Source organism: Streptomyces sp. NPDC005866, assembly GCF_040629895.1.
GTDB lineage: Bacteria > Actinomycetota > Actinomycetes > Streptomycetales > Streptomycetaceae > Streptomyces.
Map to the genome: position 1 here is coordinate 321,207 of NZ_JBEXWP010000006.1, position 6,779 is coordinate 327,985.

At 71.7% G+C, this 6,779-nt stretch carries 7 protein-coding genes; 6 read left to right on the forward strand and 1 reads right to left on the reverse strand.

Features of this window, described 5'->3' with window-relative positions; genetic code table 11:
- Window positions 1-122 precede the first annotated feature (122 nt).
- From ABZ396_RS12360 to ABZ396_RS12375, 4 genes are all read left to right on the forward strand, one after another.
- Window positions 123-1,190 carry a M4 family metallopeptidase gene (locus ABZ396_RS12360; protein ID WP_358916091.1) on the forward strand — a complete coding sequence of 356 codons (1,068 nt, stop codon included), beginning with the start codon at window positions 123-125 and terminating at the stop codon, window positions 1,188-1,190.
- Window positions 1,191-1,211: 21 nt separating this feature from the next.
- Window positions 1,212-1,478, forward strand: coding sequence for a protealysin inhibitor emfourin (locus ABZ396_RS12365; RefSeq protein ID WP_358916093.1), 267 nt, complete (start codon window positions 1,212-1,214; stop codon window positions 1,476-1,478).
- A gap of 71 nt (window positions 1,479-1,549) precedes the next feature.
- Entirely contained in the window at window positions 1,550-2,914 is a 1,365-nt protein-coding gene (locus tag ABZ396_RS12370; RefSeq protein ID WP_358916095.1) for a GH1 family beta-glucosidase, read from the forward strand.
- Entirely contained in the window at window positions 2,911-4,164 is a 1,254-nt protein-coding gene (locus tag ABZ396_RS12375; protein WP_358916097.1) for an MFS transporter, read from the forward strand. Before ABZ396_RS12370 ends, ABZ396_RS12375 begins: the two co-directional genes overlap by 4 nt.
- On the opposite strand, the gene ABZ396_RS12380 is transcribed toward ABZ396_RS12375, so the two are convergent.
- Entirely contained in the window at window positions 4,161-5,015 is an 855-nt protein-coding gene (locus tag ABZ396_RS12380; RefSeq protein ID WP_358916099.1) for an NAD(P)-dependent oxidoreductase, read from the reverse strand. The two genes, ABZ396_RS12375 and ABZ396_RS12380, sit on opposite strands and share 4 nt — an antisense overlap.
- 122 nt (window positions 5,016-5,137) lie before the next feature.
- Between ABZ396_RS12380 and ABZ396_RS12385 the strand changes: the two genes are divergently transcribed.
- A complete protein-coding gene (locus tag ABZ396_RS12385) occupies window positions 5,138-5,986 on the forward strand; it encodes a helix-turn-helix transcriptional regulator (RefSeq protein ID WP_358916101.1) in 849 nt (282 codons plus the stop codon).
- 68 nt (window positions 5,987-6,054) lie between these two features.
- Window positions 6,055-6,779, forward strand: a 725-nt coding sequence (locus tag ABZ396_RS12390) for a putative T7SS-secreted protein (protein WP_359184488.1), incomplete at its 3' end; no start/stop codon positions are given.

A 6,779-nucleotide genomic window follows, 5' to 3' on the forward strand; every position in this document is an offset into this window, starting at 1 on the left:
CCGTCCCACCGGCCCGCAGGCCGTAGCACAGCGCAACCGCCCACAACGAAAGCATCCCCATATTTCACCAATCACGGTTGCCCCTAGTGACAGCGAACTAACAGAGTGCAATGGTGCCGTCCATGACGACCAACGGGGGCTACAGGCCCGTCTTCTGCACGATCGTGCCGCCGCACATCCTCGACCACCTCGCCCAGCACGAGGACCGGGCGCTCGCCGACTCCGCGCAGCGCACTCTGCAGCAGGACGCCATGCAGCGCACCCGCCGCCGGATCACCGCGGTCCGCGGTGCTCTGACCATCTCCGCCCCGGCGGCCGCCGGCGCCCAGCCCCGGCGCACGATCTACGACGCCGGGCACGGCACCGACCTGCCCGGTACCAAGGTCCGCGAGGAGGGCTCCGAGCCCGGCCGGGACGCCGGCGTCAACCGCGCCTACGCCGGCCTCGGCGCCACCTTCGAGCTGTACCTGAAGGCCTACGAGCGGGACTCCATCGACGGCGAGGGCCTGCCGCTCGACGCGACCGTGCACTACGACGTCGACTACGACAACGCCTTCTGGAACGGCGAGCAGATGGTGTTCGGCGACGGCGACGGCCAGATCTTCACCGACTTCACCAGCTCCATCGACGTCATCGGCCACGAGCTCACCCACGGCGTCACCCAGTACACCGCCAACCTGGAGTACTACGGCCAGTCCGGCGCCCTCAACGAGTCGGTCTCGGACGTCTTCGGCTCGCTCATCAAGCAGCACTCCCTCGGCCAGACCGCCGACCAGGCGGACTGGCTGATCGGCGAGGGCCTGCTCGCCCCGGGCGTGCGCGGCGTGGCCCTGCGCTCGATGAAGGCCCCGGGCACGGCGTACGACGACCCCCGCCTCGGCAAGGACCCGCAGCCCGCGACCATGGCGGACTACGTGAAGACCAACCGGGACAACGGCGGCGTGCACATCAACTCCGGCATCCCCAACCACGCCTTCTATCTCCTCGCCACCGCCCTCGGCGGCAGCGCCTGGGAGAGGGCCGGCCTGATCTGGTACGACGTGCTCACCGGCGGCGAACTGCGGTCGGACGCGCGTTTCACGGACTTCGCGAAGCTCACGGTGGCGGCGGCCAAGGCCCGCTACAAGGAGGGCGAGGAGACCGAGGCGGTCCTCAAGGCGTGGGCGCAGGTGGGTGTGCAGACCGGCTGATCCCGTACTACACAGGGACCCATGCGTATTCAGGTGAGGCGTACGGGCGGGTTCGCGGGCATCGAGCGGCGGGCCGAGGTGGACACCTCGGGGCGGCCCGACGCCCACGAGTGGCAGGCCCTGGCCGAGCACGTGCTCGCGGCCGGCCGGGGCACGCCGCCGCCCGGGGTGCCGGACGGGTTCGCCTACCGGATCACGGTGGACGGGCGGACGGTGTACGCGGCCGATCCGCGGCTGACGTCCGAGCAACGCGAGCTGGTCTCAAGGGTGTTGAAGGAAGGCGCCTAAGCAGCGCCGGTAACGGGTAGTTCACGTCCGGGCGTTGACTTCTGTTACCGGGGGTAAGGATGATCCCGGCCATGGCGACTGACCCGGTCCATCCGATCCCCCGGTTCCCCGACGGTTTCCTCTGGGGTGTGTCGACCTCGGCCCACCAGATCGAGGGCGCCGCCGACGAGCGCGAGCCCTCCGTGTGGGACGTGTTCTCGGCCGAGCCGGGCCGCATCAAGGACGGCTCGACGGCGGCGGTGGCCTGCGACCACTACCACCGCTACCGCGAGGACGTGGCCCTGCTGGCCGGCCTCGGCGTGGACGCGTACCGGTTCTCGGTCTCCTGGCCGAGGGTGCGCTCGAAGGGCGGCCTGGACTTCTACGACCGCCTGGTGGACGAGCTGTGCGCGGCGGGCGTACGGCCGGTCCCGACCCTCTTCCACTGGGACCTGCCGGCGGCCCTGCAGACCTGTTCCGACAGCGGCTCCGCCACGGGAGGGGGCTGGCTGGACCGGGACACCGCCTCACGCTTCGCCGACCACGTCTCGACGGTCGCGGACCGGCTCGGCGACCGGGTGCAGAAGTGGATCACCCTCAACGAGCCCGCCGAACACACCCTGTTCGGCCACGCCCTGGGCGCCCACGCCCCCGGCGAGCAGTTGATGTTCGACGCGCTCCCGGCCGCCCACCACCAGCTCCTCGCCCACGGTCTGGCCGTACGGGCGCTGCGCGCGGCCGGAGCCGCCGGCATCGGCATCGCCAACTCCCACGGCCCCACCTGGCCGGCCTCGCCGGAGCAGCCGGACCTGGAGGCGGCCGGCTTCTACGACCTCCTCCTCAACCGCCTGTTCGCGGAGCCGGTCCTGCTGGGCGAGTACCCGGAGGGCATGGGCGACCTGATGCCGGGCGATGTCGCCTCGGACCTGAAGGTGATCGCCGAGCCGCTCGACTGGTACGGCGTCAACTACTACGCCCCGACCAAGGTGGGCGCCCCGCAGGGCACCGAGATCGAGTTCGGCGGGCTGACACTCCCCGCAGAACTGCCCTTCTCCGTGCGGGACATCGAGGACGTCCCGGTGACGGACTTCGGCTGGCCGGTGGTCCCGGAGGGCCTGACGGAACTCCTCACCGGCCTCCGGGACCGATACGGCGACCGGCTCCCGCCGATCGTCATCACCGAGAACGGCTGCTCCTGCGAAGGCGTCGACGACCAGGACCGCATCGCCTACCTGGACGGCCACGTCCGGGCGCTGCACCGGGCGATCGAGGCCGGGGTGGACGTACGCGGTTACTTCGTCTGGTCGCTGCTGGACAACTTCGAATGGGCGGAGGGGTACGCGCGCCGCTTCGGCCTGGTCCACGTGGACTACGCGACGCAGGCGCGGACGCCGAAGTCGTCGTACGGCTGGTTCCGGGACCTGCTGCGGGCGCAGAGACTCCGGGCGCAGAGATGACGACGACGCGGCCGCCGGCCGCCCTGGCGGAACCGGCCGAGAAGGCCGGCCGCGGCTGGACGTCCGCGCTCTCGCTCGCCAACGGGGCGGTCTGGGTGGGCTGGTACGGCCCCCTTCAGATCCTCCTCGCCTCCCAGGCCAAGGACTTCGCGCCCGGCTCCGGAATGTCGAAGGAGACGATGCTGGCATGGGTGACGGGCGTCGGCGCGGTGGTGTCACTGGCGGCGAACCCGGTCTTCGGCGCGCTGTCGGACCGCACGACGTCCCGCTGGGGACGCCGTACGCCGTGGATCGTCGCCGGTACGGCGGGCGGGGCGCTGTCCCTGCTGCTCCTCGCGGGCGCCGGCGGCATGGGGACGATGATGCTCGGCTGGTGTCTGGTCCAGCTGACGCTGAACGCGGCCTTCGCGGCGGTGACGGCGGCCGTGCCGGACCGGGTGCCGAGACGCCAGCGGGGCTCGGTGGGCGGCTGGCTGGGGGCCGCCCAGATCCTCGGGGTGGTCGGCGGCACGGGGCTGGCGACGGCCGCCGGGGGCGTCGGGGCGGGCTATGTGGCGTGCGCGGTGTTCACGGCGGTGGGCGTGCTGCCGTACGTGCTCCGCTACCCGGATCTGCGGCTGGCACCGGAGGACCGGCCGGCCTGGTCCTGGCGGGGCTTCCTGGCGGGTTTCTGGCTGAGCCCGCGCCGCTATCCCGACCTGGGCTGGGCCTGGCTGACCCGCTTCCTGATCAACCTCAGCAATGCGCTGGTGCTGCTGTACTTGCTGTACTACCTGCGCGACCGCCTCCACTACCACGACCCCGGCCAGGGGGTGCTGATCCTGACCGCGGTGAACGGGCTCACGCTGCTGGCGACGGTGGTGGTCGGCGGCGTCTGGTCGGACCGGGTGGGCCTGCGCAAGCCGTTCGTGGTCTGGTCGGGGATGCTGATGGCGGCGGCGACGGCGCTGCTGTCGGCGTGGCAGACCTGGCCGGGGGCGATCGTCGCGGCGGCCTTCCTGGGCATCGGCTTCGGCGTGTTCACCTCGGTCGACTTCGCCCTGATGACGGACGTCCTGCCGAAGGCCCTGAACCGCGGCAAGGACCTCGGCGTCGTCAACGTGGCCAACGCCCTGCCCCAGGTCGCGGCACCCGCCCTCGCCGCACCGATCGTGACGTACCTGGGCGGCTACCGGGTGCTCTACCTGGCGGCGGCGGTGATCGGGCTGGCGGGGGCGGGGCTGGTGGGGCGGATACGAGGGGTGGACTAGAGGGCGCCGGCGTCTCGCGCCGACCAGACGCTCGGGTAGATGGGCCGGAAGCCGAGGTCGCGGCGGATCTTCTGGTTGGACATGATCCCGAACCAGGGGTCGGGATCGGTGCGGGTGTACAGGTCCGCGGGCACCTCGACGCCGTTGAGCTGGTGCAGTTCCACGGTCGTGACGGGGGCGTCGTCGGCGATGTTGTAGACCGGACCGTTGACCGCCGGGGCGTACAGAAGGCGGAGCAGGCCCTGGCCGACATCCGCATGGTGGGCCATCTGGAGGCGCTGGGCGGGGGCCCAGTGCGCGGCCCACCGCAGGGAGTTGGCGAGGTGGGGGTCCCCTTCGCCGTAGACGAAGGGCAGCCGCCCGATCCGCACCTCCATGCCGTCGAGCGCGAGCAGCTCCCGCTCGGCCGCCGCCTTGGACTCGGGGTAGGCGCCCCACATCTCACCGCCGGGCCGGCTCTCGTCGTCCTCGGTGAGCGGGCGGCCGCGACCGGTGCCGTACACGTTCCCGGTGCTGACCTGCACGAACCGCCGTACGCCGGCGGACACCGCGACCCGCCCCAGGGCCACCGCCGCGTCCCGGTTGACGGCCCAGGCCTCCTCGTCGGGCACCCCGCGGAAAGAGGCCGCGACGTTCACGACGGCGTCCACTCCGGCGACGGCCTTGCCGAGCGCCTCCTCGTCCCGCAGGTCCCCGACGACGACCTCGGCGCCCAGCTCGGCGAACGGCTCCCCACGGGCCGCGTCCCGCACCAGCACCCGTACCCGCTCCCCCGTCCGGGCCTGCTCCAGCAGCCTCGGCACGAACCGCCGCCCGACCTGACCTGTCGTACCGGTGACAAGAGTGATCATGACCTTCTCCTTCGCTCTGGTGTCACCACCCTCGTCCTCGTGCGCCACGGCCGGGAGAGACCTTCCGATCAGGGGACCGGCAGTCCCTGGATAAGCCGGGCGGCCCGGGCCACCCTGGAGAGGTGAACCGCCCCGAACTGGCCGACTTCCTGCGCCACGCCCGCACCCGCCTGGACCCGACCGACGTGGGCCTGGCCCCCGGCGCCCGCCGCCGCACCCCGGGCCTGCGCCGCGAGGAGGTGGCGTCGCTCGCGGGCATGTCGGCGGACTACTACACGCGCCTCGAACAGTCCCGGGGCCCGCGCCCGTCCCGCCAGATGCTCACGGCACTGGCCCGCGCGCTGCGCCTGACGGACGACGAACGCGACCACCTGTTCCACCTGACCGGCGAGGAACCCCCACGCCGGGAGGCGGCCTCCACGCACGTCCGCCCGGGTCTGCTGCTGGTCCTGGACCGGCTGCACGACACCCCGGCGCTGGTGACGACCGACTACGCCGAGGTCCTGGCCCAGAACGCGCTGTCGCGGGCGCTGAGCGGCGACATCCTGGCCCGCCCGCCGCGCGAGCGCAACCTGCTCCGCCGCTACTTCCTGCACCCGGCGTCCCGCGACATGTTCCCACCGGAGGACCGGCCGGCGCGGGCCCGCGAGCAGGTGGCGAACCTGCGCGCGGTGGCCTCGGGCCGCCCCACCGACCCGGTCCCCGCCTCGCTCGTCGCCGAACTGCTCGCGGGCAGCGAGGAGTTCGCCCGCCTCTGGGCGGAACACGAGGTGGCGGTCCGCCGCGCGTCGACAAAACGCTTCCTGCATCCCTCCGTCGGCCTCCTGGAGTTGGACTGCGAGGTCCTCCTCAACGCCGACACCCACCAACACCTCGTCATCCACACGGCCCGCCCGGGCACGGAGTCCTACGAACGCCTCCAACTGCTACGGGTGGTGGGCTTGCAGGACATGACCCCGACCCGGACTTGAGCGCTCGGGTACCTTTGCCGGGACGCACGCGCAATTGAGTGAAGAACGGCAACGGGGGTTGCGGGGTTATGGCGGGGTATCGGCCGGCGGACTGGCATCCACTCGACCTTGACAAGGACCCGACACCGGGCGACCCGCAACGCGTCCGCTCCCTCGCCAAGCAGCTGCACGACTTCGCCGACGACGTCTCCGACGCCCTGCGCCTGGTCAAGGGCATGGCGGGCGAGGACACGCTGCTGCAGTGGGCGGGCAAGTCCGCGGACGTCTTCAAGGAGCAGTTCAAGGACGTTCCGAAGAACCTGAAGAAGCTGAAGAAGTCGTACGAGCTGTGCGGCGACGCGCTCGCGGACTACTGGCCCAAGCTGGAGCGCGCGCAGGCCCTGGCCGACAAGGCGCTGGCGAAGGCGAAGGAAGCGCAGAGCGATCTGAGTTCCGCCAAGTCCCGTCTCTCTTCTGCCGATTCGTGGGTCACTCGGGCGAGCAAGGAAGCCGACAAGTACAAGGACGACCCCACCGGCAGCAAATCCAGCGCCGACAAGCCGGACGAGGCGAAGGTCCGCGCCGCCGCCCGGGACGTGCAGAGCGCCAAGTCCGCGCACACCACGGCCCAGTCGGACGTCACGACCGCGCAGAACGCCCTCGACGCCGCGAAGAAGATGGCCGAGGACGCGCGGAAGATGCGCGACGACGCGGCGGGCGAGGCGAAGCGGAAGATCGACGAGGCCTCGGACGCGGGGATCCCGAACCGTCACTGGTGGCAGGACGTCGGCCACTGGTTCGAGGACAACTGGGA

Excerpts from the sequence above, each read along its gene's own strand:
- ABZ396_RS12360 (WP_358916091.1), top strand. The coding sequence starts at position 123 with ATGACGACCAACGGGGGCTACAGGCCCGTCTTCTGCACGATCGTGCCG.
- ABZ396_RS12375 (WP_358916097.1), top strand. The coding sequence starts at position 2,911 with ATGACGACGACGCGGCCGCCGGCCGCCCTGGCGGAACCGGCCGAGAAG.
- ABZ396_RS12365 (WP_358916093.1), top strand. The coding sequence starts at position 1,212 with ATGCGTATTCAGGTGAGGCGTACGGGCGGGTTCGCGGGCATCGAGCGG.
- ABZ396_RS12380 (WP_358916099.1), bottom strand. The coding sequence starts at position 5,015 with ATGATCACTCTTGTCACCGGTACGACAGGTCAGGTCGGGCGGCGGTTC.
- ABZ396_RS12370 (WP_358916095.1), top strand. The coding sequence starts at position 1,550 with ATGGCGACTGACCCGGTCCATCCGATCCCCCGGTTCCCCGACGGTTTC.